Here is an 18382-nt window from a genome sequence, read left to right as displayed (position 1 = left end):
CCGTCACACAAGGCACAAGCATGGACAAAGGCATACTCAAGAACGTTTCGATCAACTTCATCGGGCTGATCCTGCCGACCTTCGTGTCGCTGGTGACGGTGCCCGCGTATATCCACGCGCTCGGCGTCGAACGCTACGGCGTCGTCAGCCTCGTGTGGACGCTGATCGGCTATTTCGGGATCCTCGATCTCGGCATGAGCATGGCCGCGCAGAACCACATCTCGAAGGCGCTCGCGAGCGGCAACGCGGACGAAAGCGCGCGCGTGTTCTGGAGCGCGTTCTGGCTGAACCTCGGCACCGGCATCGCCGGCGGCCTGCTGATCTATTTCGGCGCGTTTGTCTACACCGCGTACTTCACGAAGGTGTCGGCGGCGATGCAGCACGAGGTGTATCTCGCGCTGCCGTGGCTCGCGCTCGCGATTCCGCTTGCGAACGTGTCATGGGTGTTCGCCGGCGCGATCAACGGCGCGGAACGGTTCGGCGTGTTCAACACGAACCAGACGATCGGCACGTTCCTGTTCCAGCTGCTGCCGCTCGGCGCCGCGTGGTGGATCGCGCCGAACCTGCAGACGGTGCTGGCCGCGGCCGTCGTCGCGCGGCTGATCGCGGCGGTGATGCTCGGCCACGCGAGCATCAAGGTGCTCGGGATCCGGCGCATCGACCCGCCGCAGTGGGGCACCGCGAAGGGGCTGTTCAACTTCGGCGGCTGGATGCTGATCGCGAGCATGGCGAGCATGATCGCCGACACGCTCGATCGCGTGATGCTCGGCGCCGGCATGGGCGCGAAGTTCGTCACTTACTACACCGTGCCGCAGAACCTCGTCACGCGACTGAACATGCTGCCGAACGCGCTGGTGCGCACGCTGTTCCCGCGCCTGTCGGCGGTCGGCCGCGATCACGCCGACACGCTCGCGCGCCAGTCGCTCGAATTCCTGAACGGCGTGTTCACGCCGGTCGGCATCGTCGCGATCTTCGCGCTCGCGCCGTTCCTCACACTGTGGGTCGGCCCGGACCTCGCCGCGCATTCGGCGCCGGTCGGCCGCGTGCTGGTGATCAGCGTGTGGCTCGTCGGCCAGGCGAGCGTCACGCGGATCCTGATCCAGTCGCAGGTCAATCCGGCGCGCGCCGCGTTCGCCGGGCTCATCGAGATGCCGTTCTTCGTCGGCGGCCTGTGGTTCGGCATCCATCACTTCGGGCTGATCGGCGCGGCGGTGGTCGTCGCGACGCGCGCGCTGGTCGACTACGGCGTGCTGCTGTACCTGTCGGCGATCCGGATGCGCGCGATCGTGCTCGACATGCTCGCGCATCTCGCCTTCCTGCTCGCGAGCCTGTTTCTCGCGCAAGCGTGGTCGGGGCTCGGCGAGTCGATCGGGCTCTGCACGATCGTGCTGGTGCTGAACCTTGCGTGGTCGCTCACGATGACGCCGGGGCTCCGCGCGCTCGTGCGCGACCTCTTCGTCCGTCTCAATGCGAGGAAAACGATATGAATCGCGATCTGGCGGAACACGCCATCCTGAACGTCGCCACGGCCGATGCCGCCGCGGCCCATGCCGACGCCGCCGCCTCGTTGCGCCGGACCGAACGGGCCGGGCAGGCCGGTGCGCGCAATGCGTCGCGCCCGTTGCGCGTGGCGATCGTCCACGACTGGCTCGTCACTTACGCCGGCGCCGAGCGCGTGCTCGAACAGATCGTCGCGTGCTTTCCCGACGCGGACCTGTTCAGCCTCGTCGATTTTCTCGACGATCGCGCATTCGTGCGCGGCAAGCCGGTGACGACTTCCTTCATCCAGAAACTGCCGTTCGCGCGCACCAAGTACCGCAGCTACCTGCCGCTGATGCCGCTCGCGATCGAGCAACTCGACGTGTCGGACTACGACCTCGTGATTTCCAGCAGCCACGCCGTCGCGAAGGGCGTGCTGACGGGGCCGGACCAGATGCACATCAGCTACGTGCACTCGCCGATCCGCTATGCGTGGGATCTGCAGCACCAGTATCTGGAACAGTCGAACCTCACGCACGGGCCGAAGTCGCTGCTCGCGCGGATGATCCTGCATTACATCCGCAACTGGGACACGCGCACCGCGAACGCGGTGGACGGCTTCGTCGCGAACTCGGCGTTCATCGCGCGGCGCATCCGCAAGGTGTACCAGCGCGATGCGGCGGTGATCTTCCCGCCGGTCGACGTCGACGGCTTCTCGCTGAACGAGGTGAAGGACGACTTCTACCTGACCGCGTCGCGGATGGTGCCGTACAAGAAGATCGATCTGATCGTCGAAGCGTTCTCGCGCACGCCGGAGCGCAAGCTCGTCGTGATCGGCGACGGCCCGGAGATGCAGAAGATCCGCGCGAAGGCCGGCCCGAACGTCGAGATCATGGGCTATCAGCCGTTCGCGGTGCTGCACGACCGGATGCGGCGCGCGAAGGCGTTCGTGTTCGCGGCCGAGGAGGATTTCGGGATTTCCGTGGTCGAGGCGCAGGCGTGCGGCACGCCGGTGATCGCATACGGGAAGGGCGGCGCGCTCGAAACCGTGCTCGAACCGCGCGCGCATGCGAAGCCGACCGGGCTGTTCTTCGACGAACAGACGCCGCAGGCGATCGTCGCGGCGGTCGACGATTTCGAGCGGGCGCCTCAGCGCTTCACGCCGCACGCGTGCCGCGCGAACGCGGAGCGCTTCTCCGCCGACACGTTCCGGCGGCGCTTTCTCGACTACGTGGAAACGGCGCTGCCCGGCTCGACCGCGCAGCGCGGCACGGCCGTCGCGCCGATGCCGGCCGCGCGCGGGCCGGCGACGCTCGTGCTCGACCAGAGCGGCGTGCTCGGCGGCGCGGAGCTGTCGCTGCTGGAGATCATGAAGCACATGCGCACGAACGCCGACGTGGTGCTGTTCGACGACGGCCCGTTCCGCGCGGCGCTCGATGAAATCGGCGCGCGCGTCGACGTGCTCGACCAGGGTGCGCTTGCCGGCGTGCGCAAGCAGGGCGGCGTGTCGCTGGACGCGTTGAAGCGGCTCGCCGGCCTGGTGCGCGACGTCGCACGGCGGGCACGCCGCGCCGAAGTGATCTATGCGAACACGCAGCGCGCGATGGTCGTCGCGGCGCTGGCCGGGCGGCTCGCGCGCAAGCCGGTGGTCTGGCATCTGCGCGACATCGTCAGCAGCGACCATTTCGGCAACAAGCAGCTGATGGCGATCAAGTACTGCGCGCGCTTGGGCGTCACGCGCGTGATCGCGAACTCGGATGCGTCCGCGCAGGCGTTTCGTACGCTGACGGGCTTCACGCCGCAGCACGTCGACGTCGTGTTCAACGGCATTTCCGCCGAACCGTTCGACGCGCTGGCCGATGCGAGCCAGGCGGCGCTGCGCGCACGTTTCGGGCTGCCCGAGCATGCGTGGCTGGTCGGCTCGTTCAGCCGCCTCGCGCACTGGAAGGGGCAGCATCTGCTGCTGGAAGCCGCGGCGCGGCTTCCGGACCTGCACGTGGTGCTGGTCGGCGCGCCGCTGTTCGGCGAGGACGACTACGCGGCGCAATTGCATGAGATCGTCGCGCGTCACGGGATGGGCGATCGCGTGCATTTCCTCGGCTTCCAGCGCGACGTGGCCGCGTGCATGCTGGCGGTCGACGTGGTCGCGCACACGTCGATCACGCCCGAGCCGTTCGGGCGCGTGATCGTCGAAGGGATGCTCGCGCGGCGGCCGGTGGTCGCGGCTCGTGCGGGCGGCGTCGTCGAGATCATCGAGGATGGCGAGAACGGGCTGCTGTGCGAGCCGGGTGACGCGGGCGCGCTGGCCGATGCGCTCCGCAGGCTGGAGCAGGACGGCGCGCTGCGCGAGCGGCTCGTCGCGAGCGGGCGCGCGACCGCGGTGCGCCGGTTCGGCACCGAAACTTATGTCGAGCGGGTCGAGAAGATCCTCGCGGATACGGCGAAGGCCGCGAAGGCGAAGAAACGGTAGGCGGTTAGCCGGTAAGCGCCGGGCGGCGGCGGCACGCGACACGTGTCGTTCGCACCGGCGGGAAACCGGCCCTCATGCGGCGTCGTGCTGCATGAGGGTTTTGTGTTTTTGGGGCGGCGCAAGAGGATGTCGCGCGCCTGGCGCAGATAGCCGGGGCCAGTCGGGGCTGCATTTCCTGCCGCGTTCGCTGATGCGCAACGCCGGCGTTGCTTGGCACGCCGAACACCCCTGTCGGACGACCTGGATGCTTGCGTCGCCGATCCGCCGTCCGCCGTCCCCCGCCAACGGGATCGCCATGCGGGCGCCAGCAGCGGCTCGGTGCGGTTTTTCGGGAAATCCGGCGGGTAGGGCGCGGCGACGGCAGCGCAGCCGCTCAGGAAGGCCCTACGAAGGGCTGACAGGCGTCGAATCGGCGCGCCTGTCACATCTCCGCACGTGATCGAGTTTTCATGCGCCGCTCGGCGCATGAAAAGCCCCCGCGCAATCTAACGTCGCACGGGGGCCAGAAAACAACAGCGGGAACAGCCGGAACAGCCCGCTCAGGCCGCCCGTTCGGGCGTCGTCGCGACGACGCGGGCCGGGCGCGCCGGCTTCAGGCTCGCCGACCACATCATCGCCGGGCGTTCGAACAGCCGGTAGAACACGTAGGCGACCGGAATCGCGGCGGCCATGAACGCGATCGACGGCCAGATCGACAGCTGCAGTTCGGAATGGAACAGCACCGAGCCGAGGCAGACGAACAGCGGCAGGTGAACGAGGTACAGCGAGTAGCTGAAGTCGCCGAACCAGCCGAGCACGCGCGAGATCAGCGTCGGACGCGGCGGACACGCGAGCGCACGGTACAGGAAGCACGCAAAGCCGGCCGCCCAAAGCTGGAACGCGCCGTACTGGCCGAAATGGAACGCGCCGCAACCCGCGGCCAGCAGCACGGCGGCCGCGCCGTACCACGCGCGCGACGGCACGGCGGCCGGGTCGCGCGCGGGCTGCGCACGCACGTCGGCGATCCACGCGCCGATCGTCCAGGACAGCCAGTACGACGTGAAGAACTGCAGGTCATGCCGTTCGAGCAGCCACGCCGACGCGACGTTGACGAGCGCGACGACCGCCACGATCGCCGGCATCCCGATGCGCCGGCGCAGCGCGAACAGCAGCGGATAGATCGCGTAGAACTGCACTTCGAGCGACAGCGTCCACAGCGCGCCGTTCGACCCGTACGTGTAGCCGGCGACGCCCTGCAGCGAGAACAGGTTCACGAGGAACGCGGTCATGCCGACGTCGCGGATCTTGTGGCTGACCGGCGCGATCTGCAGGCTGACCGCATCCATCGCGAGCGTGAACAGCAGCGCGGCGAGCAGCACCGGATAGATGCGCGCGAAGCGGCGCGCCCAGAAGTTCGGCGCATCGAGCCGGTACGCCGGATTGGCCGCGAGCTTCAACGCCGCGTTGCGGTGGATGCAGTAGCCGCTGATCACGAAGAAGATCGGCACGCCGGCGGATCCCCACGCGAACGGGAAGGTCAGGTAGCCGGCGATCGCGCTCGGAGTCAGTGCATGACCGTAAGCCTGATGGAAGCTCTGCATGCCGACCCACACGACCTGGCGGCAGTGGAAATAGGCGACGAGCAGCGCCGCGAACCCGCGCATCGCGTCGATCACGTGTTCCTTGTGGTCGGCGACGGGCGGCGCGGTCAAAGACGATCCGCTGAAAGTTTGCATGCGATTCGATTCCTTGCGACGGATGAAGGGGATGGTCCAATCGTAATGCGCAAGAATTCGAGCGAATCAATAAAAAAATCACGCCGCGGAATAACGGTATTTCGGATAGTGGTTCGATATCTGTCCGAAAGCAGTTTCGTCGGCGCCACAATTATTTGCCGATTTTTTTCTGATAATTTGAAGCTCCAGTTGATTGATGCAAGGAGCGCAAGATGGACATGCATTGGATCGCGAGCGCAGCAGTCCTGCTGGTCATGGCCGTGCTGTCGGCGTACCGGGAGGCGCTGAACAACGAGCCGATTCGCCCTGGTCTCGAGCGGGGCGGCGTCCCGTATATCGAGGAATTCGAATCGTAAGAATTTGTATCCGGAAAATCGGTAATTTGTTTCTGCTTCGGCAATGGGTTCGGCAATATCGACCGGATTCGCGGATTATCCCTTTTCCGGAAACCTGGGCAATCGGTCCATATCGGAAATGAGCGGAGTGGAATTGGCCGTACCGTCGATTCTCGATATGCCGTTCGGAAAACAATCGCGCCGGGTCGCTGGGCGACGCGGCGCAGTCAACGCAATCAGGATGCGAACATGTTGAAAGTCACCAAGGCCGTGTTCCCGGTCGCCGGTCTCGGCACGCGATTCCTCCCGGCAACGAAGGCGAGCCCGAAGGAAATGCTGCCGGTCGTCGACAAGCCACTGATCCAGTACGCGGTCGAGGAAGCGATCAACGCCGGTATCACCGAGATGATCTTCGTGACCGGGCGCAGCAAGCGCGCGATCGAGGATCACTTCGACAAGTCGTACGAGATCGAGGCCGAACTCGAGGCGCGCGGCAAGGAAAAGCTGCTCGAGCTCGTGCGCGGCATCAAGCCGAGCCACGTGAACTGCTTCTACGTGCGCCAGCCCGAAGCGCTCGGTCTCGGCCATGCGGTGTTGTGCGCCGAAAAGCTCGTGCACGGCGAGCCGTTCGCGGTGATCCTCGCCGACGACCTGCTGCACGGCGAGCAGCCGGTGCTCAAGCAGCTCGTCGACGTGTTCGATCACTATCACAGCTCGGTGATCGGGGTCGAGACGATCCCGCGCGAAGACAGCCGCTCGTACGGCGTCGTCGAAGGCCGCGAGTGGGAAGAGGACATCATCAAGCTGTCCGGCATCATCGAGAAGCCGGCGCCGGAAGACGCGCCGTCGAACCTCGGCGTGGTCGGCCGCTACGTGTTCATGCCGACGATCTTCGATCACCTGCGCCGGCTCAAGCCGGGCGCAGGCGGCGAACTGCAGCTGACCGACGCCGTCCAGTCGCTGCTGGCGAACGAACAGGTGCTCGCGTATCGCTACTACGGCACGCGTTTCGATTGCGGCAGCAAGATCGGTTATCTCAAGGCGACCGTCGAACTCGCGCTCCAGCACCCGGAAGTGAGCCGCGAATTCGAGGCGTACCTGCGTACCTGCCTGCCCGCGCTGGCTGCTGTCGCATAAGCAGCTGCGCTGCTCCGCTGTTTCAGGTGGTGGTTGTTCCGTTGGCCCCGGCCGCTTCTGCGCCGGGGCTTTTTTGCGTGTGTGCGGGGCGGGCGGAAACCGGCGATGTTGCGCTGGGCGTGAGCATACCCGTGCGGCTGCGGCGATGCGGGTGTGCCGCCTGGCGGCGCGCCGGGTTCGAGCGGGTCGCGCGATGTTGCGCTGGCGGAAGCCTACCGGTACGACTCCGGCGACGCGGGTGTGCCGCGGGGCGGGGCTCCGCCTTCGAGCGCGGAGCGCGGTGCGGATGCGGTATGCAGGCGGATGGAAGTCGTGGCGATGAAACCGGTGCCGATGTGCCGGTTGCATGCAGTCTGACGAGCGACGGTTGCATTGCGTGCCGCGATAGCAGCGGTCGTTGCCGGATCAGCGCATCGGCTCGCAACGAACGTCGACGACGCGCCGCGCCGCCGATGCTTCAGGGAAGCTTTCACCCGCCGACGTCACGTGCGTTTTCAAAGGGGGCAGCGCGGGCGGCCGCATCGATTCGGTGCAGGGCGTCGCCGGCGCCCCGTCGCAGATTCCCCGGCTGCGGTGCGGCTGCGATCGGCTGCGATCCCGATGCCGCGCTCAGCGCGGCGACGTGCTCGGCGGCGCGACGAAGTAGCGCGCCAGCATCGCGGCGATCGGCTTCTTGAAGTCGAGCAGGCGCTTCTCCAGATAGCGCCACGACAGATGCGCGAGCAGCACGGCGAGCGCGAACTGCAGCACTTCGGGCAGCGCTTCCCGGACGACGCCCGGCACCGGCACGTGCGCGAACAGCGCGGGCATCTCGCCGAAACGTGCCGGAATCAGGTTGTGGAACAGGTAGAACCCGTAGCTGATCGTGCCGAGATAGACGAGCGGCGCCCAGTCGAGCAGCGTCACGGCCGGATGATCGGGCTCGGTGACGATCCACAGCATCAGCGCGCCGAGCGACGCGGACAGCCCGAGATCCGCGAGCCCCGTGACGATATCCGGCAGCGTCGTGAACGCGGGCAGCGCGAGGAAGAACACCACGCCGGCGGCGCCGAGCCAGCCGGGCGGAATGCGGCGGATGACGGCCGGCCCGCGATCGGCGAGCGCCATCGCGCCGACACCGCCGAGCGCGATCAGCGCGAAATTCCACGGGGAAAACGCGTAGATCAGCACCGGCGATGCGTCGAGCGCGTACAGCGCGAGATGCGCGAGCGCGCACAACACGACGGCCGCGACGCCGAGCGCGACGTGGCGCGCGGCCGGCACCGCGAGCAGCGTGAGCGGCGCGATCAGATAGAACTGCTGCTCGACCGCGAGGCTCCAGAAGTGCGACGTGGAGCCCGGCCAGCCGTCCTTGACGACACCGATCCAGTAATTCGACAGGAACGCGGCGTGCCACGCGAGCCCGAGATTGACGCCGCGCTGGTAGAACAGCGCATGCGCGATTGCCAGCGCGGCGAGCAGCAGGTAGTAGACGGGAAAGATCCGCAGCGCGCGCTTCGCGAGGAACAACGCGAGCGCATGGCGGCGCGTCATCGTGCTGCATTCGATCGCCTGACGGTTGCGATGCAGTTCGCCGACGATCAGGAATCCGCTGATGAAGAAAAACGTCCACACACCGAGCTTGCCCACGTCGACAGCGAGGACGTGGCCCTTGTGGGACAGGAAAACGAGGATGACGGCGATGGCTCGCAGGCCGTCGAGTCCTTTGACGTATCTGACTTCGCGCATGAAGGCATCCGGGGCACAGAGCGAGGTCAGTATAGGTGCGCAAATATCGAACGTAATTCGCGAGCGCACGCGTTTGGACGTATACGTAACGGCGTTTTTCGATGCTCGAGCGTCAGCGAAGTCGGTCGAGAGCAACAAAACCTGCGGGAAACCCCGCGAAAACGCATAAAAGTACTCCACGAAGCGTCACGGCGCTTGTAGAATCCGGCGTTGAAGCGCGCGCGTTGCACGCTTCGTGTATCCAACGACCACACCTGGTAGGAGAAACATGGCGACTTCCGCAAAAAAGGTGGCCAAGAAGGCTGCCGCACCGGCCACCAAGAAAGTGGCTGCCAAAAAGGCTGCGCCCGCGAAGAAAGTAGTGGCCAAGAAGGCTGTCGCGAAGGCAGCACCGGCTGCTCCGACGCCGCTGAAGGACAAGTTCACGAAGGCATCGCTCGCAACGCACATCGCTGAGCGCGCAGCTGTCGAAGTGAAGGCGGTCAAGGCAGTGCTCGCCGCACTCGAGAACGTCGTGCTGGGCTCGGTTCACAAGAAGGGCGCAGGCGAGTTCACGCTGCCGGGCCTGCTGAAGATCTCGGCGCAAGTCGTGCCGGCGAAGAAGAAGCGCTTCGGCAAGGATCCGTTCACGGGCGAAGAGCGCTGGTTCCCGGCGAAGCCGGCCAGCGTGCGCGTGAAGGCACGTGCGCTGAAGAAGCTGAAGGACGCGGCTGCGTAATGCCGCGTGACGGCTGCCGAATGCATGTCGGCGGCCGTTGCGAAGTCCGACGATCCCCGCACGCGAAAGCGTGCGGGGATTTTTATTTCGCCGCGCCGATCGCGCGGCGACGACGTCGTGCGGCGCGCACGCCGCGTGACGCGATGCGCATCCGTCGCTGCGGACTATTTGCCCGCGTGGCCGGATCGCCGCGTTCGTGCCGGCGCGACACCTTGCTTCGCGACGCGTTGCGCACTGCGTTGCGTCGGTCAACCGTGTCGCGCCCGGGTCGCGGAGATCGCGCGATTCGCGTTTCGCGGGTCGCGCGCGGGACGTGCACCGTTGCGCTGAACGGCAGCGTTGCCACGTGCGATTGCATCGTTCCGCGATGCAATCGCACGTGCCGCCCGTTCGTGCACCGGGTCGAACCACGCAGCCGCGCGCTACCTGACCCGGCGCGTCCCGCGACCTTGCCGACGCCCCCGCGAAGAGCGCACGGCGCCCGTGCTTTCGTCAGCCGGCCGTGCCCGCGTATGCGGCCTTCAGCGCGGCGACGTCGAACTTCGTCATCTGCATCATCGCCGCGGCCACGCGCGCGGCCTTGATCTCGTCGCGGTCGGCCATCATCGGGATCAGCGCGTCCGGCACGATCTGCCACGAGACGCCGAAGCGGTCGCGCAGCCAGCCGCAACCGTCGGCCGTGCCGCCGTTGTCGAGCAGCGCGCTCCAGTAGCGGTCGAGTTCCGCCTGGTCGGCGCAACTGATCATCAGCGAGATCGCATGGTTGAACGTTTCGGTGCGCGGGTGGCTCATCGCGATGAACGGCTGCCCGAACAGTTCGAATTCGACCATCCGCGTGCCGTCGGTGCCCGCGACCGCGGTGACGCGCACGATGCGCGAGTTCGGGAAAATGCCTGCATAGAAGGCCGCGGCTTCTTCGGCTTCCGTCGCGTACCAGAGGAACGGCGTGATCTTCTGAATCGTCATGGAGCGTCTCCTGTCGGGTGTCGGGGTATCGGTGACGGCGGTGCAATCGGGATGCCGCCATCGATACGACGGATGAAGGTTGTCGAAATCGACACGTCGAAGCATAGGTGTTTCGTATCGAAATGTCGGCGTATTGGTGCCGCGCTCGACGACGCGCGCGGCGTGTTGTCCGTCGCGACGTTGGGACGGCTCTCAGCGAGTGGGGCGTCAACGAGGGGCTTCAGCGAGGGGGCTACAACGAGGGGCTACAGCGGCCTGTTCGACGCGGGTTGGAGCGAGGGCTGCACGGGTGGCCGGGAGGCCTTCAAACGGGCTTCCTGCGTGCGACAGGCGTCCCGGGAGCCGTCTCCGACCGGTTACCGTACGCGGTCGTTGCCGACCACGGCCATCGCCGGCCGCAGCGCTGCCGGCAACGGACGAAAAAAAACCAGCCACGGCCGAAACCGATGACTGGTTTTGCAGTTCGGCGACATGGCGTCGGAGACGCCATGCACACCGGGAACGTACTTCTTAGAACTTGTGACGGATGCCGAGTGCGACCAGCTCTTGCGACTTCGTGCCGCCGTAGCCGTACGAGCCGATCGAGGCTTGCGCCGTTTGCGTCGTCGTGGCGTTGACGCGTTGCGTGCCGCTCGCGTGCTGGTAGCCGCCGATCAGGTAGACGTCCGTGCGCTTCGACAGCGAGTAGTCCGCGGCGACGCCAACTTGGTGGTACTTCGCGTCCGTATCGCCGTTCGCCTTCGTGTACGCGTAGCCAAGGCCCAGCAGCAGTGCCGGCGATGCCTGGTAGTTCACGAATGCGCGGCCGGTGTTGAACTTCTCGGTCGTGCCGAATGCCGACAGGCCGTCCGCCTTGTACTGCGAGTTGCTGTAGCCGAGGCCGAACGTCACCGGGCCGATCCCGTACTGGGCAGCGACCTGGGCGATGTTGATCGCCTTCGCCGTTGCGTATGCGCCGACGATCGGGTTGTTCGACACGTCGAGGCCGGTTGCCGTCGGGCTCGACCAGCCGCCCGTGCCGTTCGAAGCGATCGTGCGATCGCTGCCGTTCTGCACGCGCAAGTAGCTCGCGGCGACGCCGATCGGGCCGTTGTTGTAGGCTGCTGCCGCGCTCCACGTCTGGCCTTGGCCCGGATGGCCCGCCACGCCGCCCAGCGCGTACATGCCTTCGACCTGGAAGCCTGCGAAGACCGGCGACACATACTTGACTGCGTTGCTGACGCGGATGCTGTTGTCGTTGTTGTCGACGTCACCCGGCGTGGCCATGATGCTGCCGAAATAGTTGTCGCCCGTCACCGCCTGAACCAGGTCGACGGACGGATCGTACTGGCGACCCAACGTCAGCGTACCGTACTGAGCGTGGTCCAGGCCGACGTACGACTGACGACCGAACATGCGGCCGCCCTGGTTGAGCTTGCCCGTGCCGACGTCAAAACCGTTTTCCACCTGGAAGATTGCCTTCAGGCCGCCACCGAGGTCTTCCGAACCCTTCAAGCCCCAGCGCGGGCCTTGCAGGTTACCGGACAGCATTTGCCACGAGTTGATGGCTTGACCGTTGTTGCCATGGACAAAGGCGATCGACGTATCGAGCACGCCGTACAGCGTGACGCTCGACTGAGCGTGAGCAGCACCAGCGGCGCCCAGCAGGGCGAGCGAGAGGGTCGAGAGTGCGAGTTTCTTCATCGTTGAGTATCTCCGCGCAAATGATTCGGCATTCGTTATTTGTTGCGGATTGGAGAATAGCTCAGTGCCATACATGCAAGAAAGCGTAAAAAATAAAGTGTCTCGAAAAGGTAACAGCGGAAAAAAGTCCTTCTATATCAAGCACATCACGGACTGTTCCTCTTTTTGAAATAGTTGACAAGTGCTGCGCTGCGATTGTTGCAATGCTCGATGCACTCGGCAACAGTCGGGCCGTTTTCGCCGGTGGGCGTGCGGAAATCGAGGTGAGCAAACGTTTGCCGTTGCAAGCCGCCGCGCGCGCCGATGTTAGCAACGCATCAACACGCGCGAACGTGCGGGCGGCGGCGGGGTTGCGAAACGGAAAGCGGTCGCGTAGAGCGCGATCCGGCGGATGCGATGCGCGGCCGCGGGTGCGGATGCCGATGCCGATGCAGCCGCGCGCGCCGAATCAGTTGTCGCGCGTTCGATCGGCCGCGTGGCTCGTCGGCGCGGGCATCGCTGCAAGATTGCGGGCGCGGCGATGCGCATCGCCGCGCGCGGCCGCGAATTCCGCGCCGAGCAGCAGCACGGCCGCCGAGAAGTACAGCCACATCAGCAGCACCGCGAACGATCCGGCCGCGCCGAACGCGCTGGCGGTGCCCGCACGCGCGAGATACAGCGCGAACAGTTTCTTGCCGCCGGAGAACAGGATCGCGGACACGATCCCGCCGATCGCCGCGTCGTGCCACGCGACGTGCGCGTCGGGCAGGAACTTCATCAGCACGGCGAATGCACCGGCGAGCACCGCGATGCCGACGACGAACTGCAGCACGTTGGTGATCGCGACATACGGCGAATTGCCGAGCAGCCACGTGCCGATGAACGTGATCGCGGTATCGAGCACGAGCGACACGATCAGCAGGAACGCGACGCCGAGCACGAGCCCGAATGAAATCAGCCGCACGCGCACGAGCCCGAACATGCTCGACCAGCGGTTTTCCGTGCTCGGCCAGATCACGCTCAGTGCCGTGTTCAGCGATGCGAAGGTCGCCGATGCGCCGAGCGCGAGCGCGGCGAACGAGATCAACGTGGCGATGCCGCCGCTCTGGCCGGCGCGATGCGCGTTCTGCACGATCGTCTGGATGCTGGCCGCGGCGTCGTCACCGATCAACTGGTGGGCCTGCTCGAATAGCTGGCCGCGTGCGGCCTCGTCGCCGTAGAACCACCCGGCCACCGCGATCACCATCACGAGCATCGGCGCGAGCGAGAACGCCGAGAAGAACGCGATGCTCGCGGCCATCGCCGAGCAGCGGTCGGAAGCGAAGCGCTTGAATGCGTCGAGTGCCCAATTGGCCTGCTGTTGCGCGAGGCGCGTGGCCTCGGAAGTGATCGGTCGTTTCATGACGGTTCGATAACGTGCTGATCGCCGGACCTCGGGGAATCAGGCAAATCAGTATTGATCCGAAGATTTCATCATAGTTGCGACGGGTGTCTATAATTCTTTCAGTTGCACCCCACCCCATAATGCCGAGACCATCATGCTACAAATGTCCCGGCGCCAGTTCCTGAAGGTGACGGCCACGTCGCTTGCCGGATCGAGTCTTGCCCTGCTGGGCTTTTCTCCGACCGAAGCACTCGCCGAAGTCCGACAGTACAAGCTGGCGCGCACAGTCGAAACGCGCAACACCTGTCCATACTGTTCAGTCGGTTGCGGCATCCTGATGTATAGCCTCGGTGACGGCGCGAAGAACGCGAAACCGAGCATCATCCACATCGAGGGCGATCCCGACCACCCTGTCAATCGCGGCACGCTGTGCCCGAAGGGCGCGAGCCTGATCGACTTCATCCACAGCCCGAATCGTCTGACGCATCCCGAGTATCGTGCGCCGGGTTCGGACAAGTGGCAGAGCATTTCTTGGGCCGACGCGCTCGACCGGATCGCGAAGCTGATGAAGGCCGACCGCGACGCGAACTTCGTCGAGACGGCGGAAGACGGCGCGAAGGTCAACCGCTGGCTGACCACCGGCATGCTGGCCGCATCGGCCGGCAGCAATGAAGTCGGTTACCTGACGCACAAGGCTGTCCGCAGCCTCGGAATGCTCGCATTCGACAATCAGGCGCGTGTCTGACATGGCCCGACGGTGGCAGGTCTTGCCCCGACGTTTGGCCGTGGAGCGATGACGAACCATTGGGTCGACATCAAGAACGCGGACGTGATTCTCGTGATGGGCGGCAATGCAGCCGAGGCCCATCCGTGCGGTTTCAAGTGGGTAACGGAGGCGAAGGCGCACCGCAAGGCGCGGCTGATCGTCGTCGACCCGCGCTTCACGCGTACGGCCTCGGTGGCCGATTACTACGCGCCGATCCGCACCGGCACCGACATCGTCTTCCTGGGCGGCGTCATCAACTATCTGCTGACGAACGACAAGATCCAGCATGAGTACGTGAAGAACTACACGGACTTCTCGTTCATCGTGCGCGAGGATTTCGCGTTCAACGACGGCATCTATTCCGGCTACGACGCGGAGAAACACGCGTATCCGGACAAATCGAGCTGGGACTACGAGCTCGGCGACGACGGCTTCGCGAAGGTCGATCCGACGCTGCAGCATCCGCGCTGTGTCTACAACCTGATGAAGCAGCACTACGCGCGCTATACGCCGGACATGGTCCAGCAGACGTGCGGCACGCCGAAGGAGAAATTCCTGAAGGTGTGCGAGATGCTCGCGAGCACGGCCGTTCCCGGCCGCGCCGGCACGGTGTTGTACGCGCTCGGCTGGACCCATCATTCGATCGGCGCGCAGATGATCCGCACCGGCGCGATGGTGCAGTTGCTGCTGGGCAACATCGGCATCGCGGGCGGCGGGATGAACGCGCTGCGCGGCCACTCGAACATCCAGGGCTTGACCGACCTCGGGCTGATGTCGAACCTGCTGCCGGGCTACATGACGCTGCCGATGCAGGCCGAGCAGGACTTCGACGCCTATATCAAGAAGCGCGCGCAGCAGCCGCTGCGCCCGAACCAGCTGAGCTACTGGAAAAACTACAAGGCTTTCCACGTCAGCTTCATGAAGTCGTGGTGGGGCGATGCCGCGACCGCCGAGAACAACTGGGCGTACGACTACCTGCCGAAGCTGGACAAGCAGTACGACTTGTTGCAGACGATCGAACTGATGTATGCCGGCAAGATGAACGGCTACATTTGCCAGGGCTTCAACCCGCTCGCGGCGGCGCCGTCGAAGGTCAAGACGGCCGCGGCCCTCGCGAAGCTGAAGTGGCTCGTGATCATGGATCCGCTCGCGACCGAGACGTCCGAGTTCTGGAAGCCGCACGGCGATTTCAACGACGTCGATCCGTCGAAGATCCAGACCGAGGTGTTCCGCCTGCCGACCACGTGTTTCGCGGAGGAAAACGGCTCGCTCGTCAGCTCGAGCCGTGTGCTGCAGTGGCACTGGAAGGGCGCGGAGCCGCCGGGCGACGCGAAGAGCGATCTCGAGATCATGTCGGGGCTGTTCCTGCGCATGCGCAAGATGTACCAGACGGACGGCGGCAAGTATCCGGATCCGATCCTGAACCTGTCGTGGCCGTACGCGAACCCGGAAAGCCCGACGCCCGAAGAGCTCGCGATGGAGTTCAACGGGCGCGCCCTCGCCGATTTGCCCGATCCGAAGGATCCGACCAAGCCGCTCGTGAAGAAGGGCGAGCAGCTCGCCGCGTTCGCACAGTTGAAGGACGACGGCACGACCGCGAGCGGCTGCTGGATCTTCTGCGGTGCCTGGACGCAGGCCGGCAACCAGATGGGCCGGCGCGACAACTCCGACCCGACCGGCATCGGCCAGACGCTGAACTGGGCGTGGGCATGGCCGGCCAACCGGCGGATCCTGTACAACCGCGCGTCGTGCGACGTGAGCGGCAAGCCGTTCGACCCGACCCGCAAGCTGATCGGCTGGAACGGCAGCGCGTGGAAGGGCCCCGACATTCCGGACTTCAAGGCGGACGAGCCGCCCGAAAACGGGATGGGGCCGTTCATCATGAATCCGGAAGGCGTCGCGCGCTTCTTCGCCCGCGCGGGGATGAACGAAGGTCCGTTCCCCGAGCACTACGAGCCGTTCGAGACGCCGCTCGCGGCGAATCCGCTGCATCCGGACAACCCGCAGGCGCTGAACAATCCGGCGGCCCGCGTGTTCCCGGACGACCGCGCGTCGTTCGGCAAGGTGACGGAGTTCCCGCACGTCGCGACGACGTACCGGCTCACCGAGCACTTCCACTACTGGACCAAGCATGCGCGGCTGAACGCGATCATCCAGCCCGAGCAATTCGTCGAGATCGGCGAAGACCTCGCGAAGGAAGTCGGCGTCGCGCACGGCGATCGCGTGAAGGTGTCGTCCAAGCGCGGCTACATCGTCGCGGTCGCGCTCGTCACGAAGCGGATCAAGCCGCTGACGATCGAGGGCAAGAAGGTCCAGACGGTCGGCATCCCGTTGCACTGGGGCTTCAAGGGTGTCGCGAAGCCCGGCTATCTCGCCAATACCCTGACTCCGTCCGTTGGCGACGGCAACTCGTACACACCGGAATTCAAGTCGTTCCTGGTGAAGGTCGAAAAGGCGTAAGGGGGAAGAGATGGCATTGCAATCGCTGGATATCAAGCGCGTTTCGGCCACCACGACGCCGCCGCCCACGGCGCGCGAACCGGTGACCGGGAGCGTCGCGAAGCTGATCGACGTATCGAAGTGCATCGGCTGCAAGGCGTGCCAGACGGCATGCATGGAGTGGAACGACCTGCGCGACGAAGTCGGCACCAACGTCGGCGTGTACGACAACCCGGCCGACCTGTCGGAACATTCGTGGACGGTGATGCGGTTCTCCGAATACGAAAACCCGGCCGGCGACCTCGAGTGGCTGATCCGCAAGGACGGCTGCATGCATTGCGAGGATCCGGGTTGCCTGAAGGCGTGTCCGTCGCCGGGCGCGATCGTGCAGTACAACAACGGGATCGTCGATTTCCACGAGGAGAACTGCATCGGTTGCGGCTATTGCGTGACCGGTTGCCCGTTCAACGTGCCGCGGATCTCGAAGAAGGATCATCGCGCGTACAAGTGCACGCTCTGTTCCGACCGCGTCGCGGTCGGGCAGGAACCGGCCTGTGTGAAGACCTGCCCGACGGGCGCGATCGTGTTCGGCACCAAGGAGGACATGAAGCAGCACGCGGCCGAGCGGATCGAGGACCTGAAGGAGCGCGGCTTCGAGCATGCGGGGCTGTACGACCCGCAAGGTGTGGGCGGCACGCACGTGATGTACGTGCTGCACCACGCGGACCAACCGTCGCTGTATCACGGGCTGCCCGACAATCCGTCGATCAGCCCGATGGTGAAGCTGTGGAAGGGCATCGCGAAGCCGCTCGCGGTCGCCGGCCTCGCGCTGACCGCGCTGGCCGGGTTCTTCCACTACACGCGGGTCGGTCCGAACGAGGTCACCGACGACGAGGAAGCTGCCGCTCGCGACGAGGCGCGACGCATCAAGGAGGACGCGAAATGAACCACGACGACCCCAACCTGATCGTCCGCTACACGCCGAACGAGCGCACGAACCATTGGATTACCGCGATCACGTTCGTGCTGCTGGCGCTGTCCGGGCTCGCGCTGTTCCATCCGTCGATGTTCTGGCTCACCGCGCTGTTCGGCGGCGGCCAGTGGACGCGGATCCTGCATCCGTTCGTCGGCCTCGTGATGTTCGTGTCGTTCGCGATCCTCGTGGTGCGGTTCTGGCACCACAACGTGCTCGACGCGGACGACCGTCAATGGCTGAGGCAGATCGACGACGTAGTGGCCAACCGTGAAGACAGGCTGCCGCCGGTCGGGCGCTATAACGCCGGACAGAAGCTGCTATTCTTCACGCTGGTGGCGTGCCTGCTGCTGCTCCTGCTGTCGGGAATCGTGATCTGGCGACGCTACTTCTCGTTCTACTTCCCGATCGGGGTGATCCGCGCGGCCGCCGTCGTGCATGCCGTGGCGGCTTTCGTGCTGATCGCGAGCATCATCGTGCACATTTACGCGGCGTTGTGGGTGAAGGGCTCGATCGGCGCGATGGTGCGCGGCACCGTCACGCTGGGCTGGGCCCGCAAGCATCACCCGAAGTGGTTCCGTGAAAGCGTGAAGTAGCGCACTGGAGCAGG

At 65.5% G+C, this 18382-nt stretch carries 13 protein-coding genes; 8 read left to right on the top strand and 5 right to left on the bottom strand.

What is annotated here, in order from left to right:
• Window positions 1-20: 20 nt before the first annotated feature.
• Together C7H84_RS09695 and C7H84_RS09690 are read left to right on the top strand one after the other, a co-directional pair.
• Window positions 21-1487 carry a flippase gene (locus C7H84_RS09695; protein WP_121858610.1) on the top strand — a complete coding sequence of 489 codons (1467 nt, stop codon included), beginning with the start codon at window positions 21-23 and terminating at the stop codon, window positions 1485-1487.
• Window positions 1484-3949 carry a glycosyltransferase family 4 protein gene (locus C7H84_RS09690; RefSeq protein ID WP_162999254.1) on the top strand — a complete coding sequence of 822 codons (2466 nt, stop codon included), beginning with the start codon at window positions 1484-1486 and terminating at the stop codon, window positions 3947-3949. Before C7H84_RS09695 ends, C7H84_RS09690 begins: the two co-directional genes overlap by 4 nt.
• Window positions 3950-4488: 539 nt before the next feature.
• Here C7H84_RS09690 and C7H84_RS09685 read toward each other — a convergent pair.
• On the bottom strand, window positions 4489-5664 hold the full coding sequence (locus C7H84_RS09685; RefSeq protein ID WP_121858609.1) for an acyltransferase: 1176 nt from the start codon (window positions 5662-5664) through the stop codon (window positions 4489-4491).
• A 212-nt stretch (window positions 5665-5876) separates the two neighbouring features.
• On the opposite strand from C7H84_RS09685, the gene C7H84_RS36305 reads away from it, so the two are divergent.
• The gene (locus C7H84_RS36305; RefSeq protein ID WP_162999253.1) at window positions 5877-6020 is read left to right on the top strand and encodes a hypothetical protein; all 144 of its coding nucleotides are present in this window, start codon (window positions 5877-5879) and stop codon (window positions 6018-6020) included.
• 228 nt (window positions 6021-6248) lie between these two features.
• Entirely contained in the window at window positions 6249-7136 is an 888-nt protein-coding gene (gene galU / locus C7H84_RS09680) for a UTP--glucose-1-phosphate uridylyltransferase GalU (protein ID WP_121858608.1), read from the top strand.
• 609 nt (window positions 7137-7745) lie between these two features.
• Here galU and C7H84_RS09670 read toward each other — a convergent pair.
• Entirely contained in the window at window positions 7746-8864 is a 1119-nt protein-coding gene (locus C7H84_RS09670; protein WP_121858606.1) for an acyltransferase, read from the bottom strand.
• Between the two features lie 268 nt (window positions 8865-9132).
• Between C7H84_RS09670 and C7H84_RS09660 the strand changes: the two genes are divergently transcribed.
• Window positions 9133-9582, top strand: coding sequence for an HU family DNA-binding protein (locus tag C7H84_RS09660; protein ID WP_121858604.1), 450 nt, complete (start codon window positions 9133-9135; stop codon window positions 9580-9582).
• 492 nt (window positions 9583-10074) lie between these two features.
• Here the strand turns inward: C7H84_RS09660 and C7H84_RS09650 are convergent, their stop codons facing one another.
• The 3 genes from C7H84_RS09650 to C7H84_RS09640 form a co-directional block, all read right to left on the bottom strand.
• Window positions 10075-10548 (bottom strand): VOC family protein, encoded by a 474-nt coding sequence (locus C7H84_RS09650; protein WP_121858602.1) that lies wholly within the window; start codon window positions 10546-10548, stop codon window positions 10075-10077.
• A gap of 510 nt (window positions 10549-11058) precedes the next feature.
• Window positions 11059-12231: a porin gene (locus C7H84_RS09645; protein WP_121858601.1), complete on the bottom strand. Its 1173-nt coding sequence runs from the start codon at window positions 12229-12231 to the stop codon at window positions 11059-11061.
• A 448-nt stretch (window positions 12232-12679) separates the two neighbouring features.
• Window positions 12680-13612, bottom strand: a complete 933-nt coding sequence (locus C7H84_RS09640) for a YihY/virulence factor BrkB family protein (RefSeq protein WP_121858600.1) — start codon at window positions 13610-13612, stop codon at window positions 12680-12682.
• Window positions 13613-13748: 136 nt separating this feature from the next.
• Here C7H84_RS09640 and fdnG point away from each other — a divergent pair, with 136 nt between their 5' ends.
• Genes fdnG through C7H84_RS09620 form a run of 3 tightly spaced genes read left to right on the top strand, consistent with a single transcriptional unit; the run spans window position 13749 to window position 18368 of the window.
• Window positions 13749-16820 carry a formate dehydrogenase-N subunit alpha gene (gene fdnG, locus C7H84_RS09630; protein ID WP_162999252.1) on the top strand — a complete coding sequence of 1024 codons (3072 nt, stop codon included), beginning with the start codon at window positions 13749-13751 and terminating at the stop codon, window positions 16818-16820.
• 10 nt (window positions 16821-16830) lie between these two features.
• Window positions 16831-17745: a formate dehydrogenase subunit beta gene (gene fdxH / locus C7H84_RS09625; protein ID WP_121858597.1), complete on the top strand. Its 915-nt coding sequence runs from the start codon at window positions 16831-16833 to the stop codon at window positions 17743-17745.
• Window positions 17742-18368, top strand: coding sequence for a formate dehydrogenase subunit gamma (locus C7H84_RS09620; protein ID WP_121858596.1), 627 nt, complete (start codon window positions 17742-17744; stop codon window positions 18366-18368). The genes fdxH and C7H84_RS09620 overlap by 4 nt, the downstream gene beginning before the upstream one ends.
• The last annotated feature ends 14 nt before the right edge of the window (window positions 18369-18382 follow it).

The organism is Burkholderia sp. Nafp2/4-1b (assembly GCF_003635165.1).
Lineage (GTDB): Bacteria > Pseudomonadota > Gammaproteobacteria > Burkholderiales > Burkholderiaceae > Burkholderia.
The sequence above is the reverse complement of the archived record's forward strand: the minus strand, read 5'-3'. Positions and strand labels throughout refer to the sequence as shown.

Excerpts from the sequence above, each read along its gene's own strand:
- C7H84_RS09695 (WP_121858610.1), top strand. The coding sequence starts at position 21 with ATGGACAAAGGCATACTCAAGAACGTTTCGATCAACTTCATCGGGCTG.
- C7H84_RS09690 (WP_162999254.1), top strand. The coding sequence starts at position 1,484 with ATGAATCGCGATCTGGCGGAACACGCCATCCTGAACGTCGCCACGGCC.
- C7H84_RS09685 (WP_121858609.1), bottom strand. The coding sequence starts at position 5,664 with ATGCAAACTTTCAGCGGATCGTCTTTGACCGCGCCGCCCGTCGCCGAC.
- C7H84_RS36305 (WP_162999253.1), top strand. The coding sequence starts at position 5,877 with ATGGACATGCATTGGATCGCGAGCGCAGCAGTCCTGCTGGTCATGGCC.
- galU (WP_121858608.1), top strand. The coding sequence starts at position 6,249 with ATGTTGAAAGTCACCAAGGCCGTGTTCCCGGTCGCCGGTCTCGGCACG.
- C7H84_RS09670 (WP_121858606.1), bottom strand. The coding sequence starts at position 8,864 with ATGCGCGAAGTCAGATACGTCAAAGGACTCGACGGCCTGCGAGCCATC.
- C7H84_RS09660 (WP_121858604.1), top strand. The coding sequence starts at position 9,133 with ATGGCGACTTCCGCAAAAAAGGTGGCCAAGAAGGCTGCCGCACCGGCC.
- C7H84_RS09650 (WP_121858602.1), bottom strand. The coding sequence starts at position 10,548 with ATGACGATTCAGAAGATCACGCCGTTCCTCTGGTACGCGACGGAAGCC.
- C7H84_RS09645 (WP_121858601.1), bottom strand. The coding sequence starts at position 12,231 with ATGAAGAAACTCGCACTCTCGACCCTCTCGCTCGCCCTGCTGGGCGCC.
- C7H84_RS09640 (WP_121858600.1), bottom strand. The coding sequence starts at position 13,612 with ATGAAACGACCGATCACTTCCGAGGCCACGCGCCTCGCGCAACAGCAG.
- fdxH (WP_121858597.1), top strand. The coding sequence starts at position 16,831 with ATGGCATTGCAATCGCTGGATATCAAGCGCGTTTCGGCCACCACGACG.
- C7H84_RS09620 (WP_121858596.1), top strand. The coding sequence starts at position 17,742 with ATGAACCACGACGACCCCAACCTGATCGTCCGCTACACGCCGAACGAG.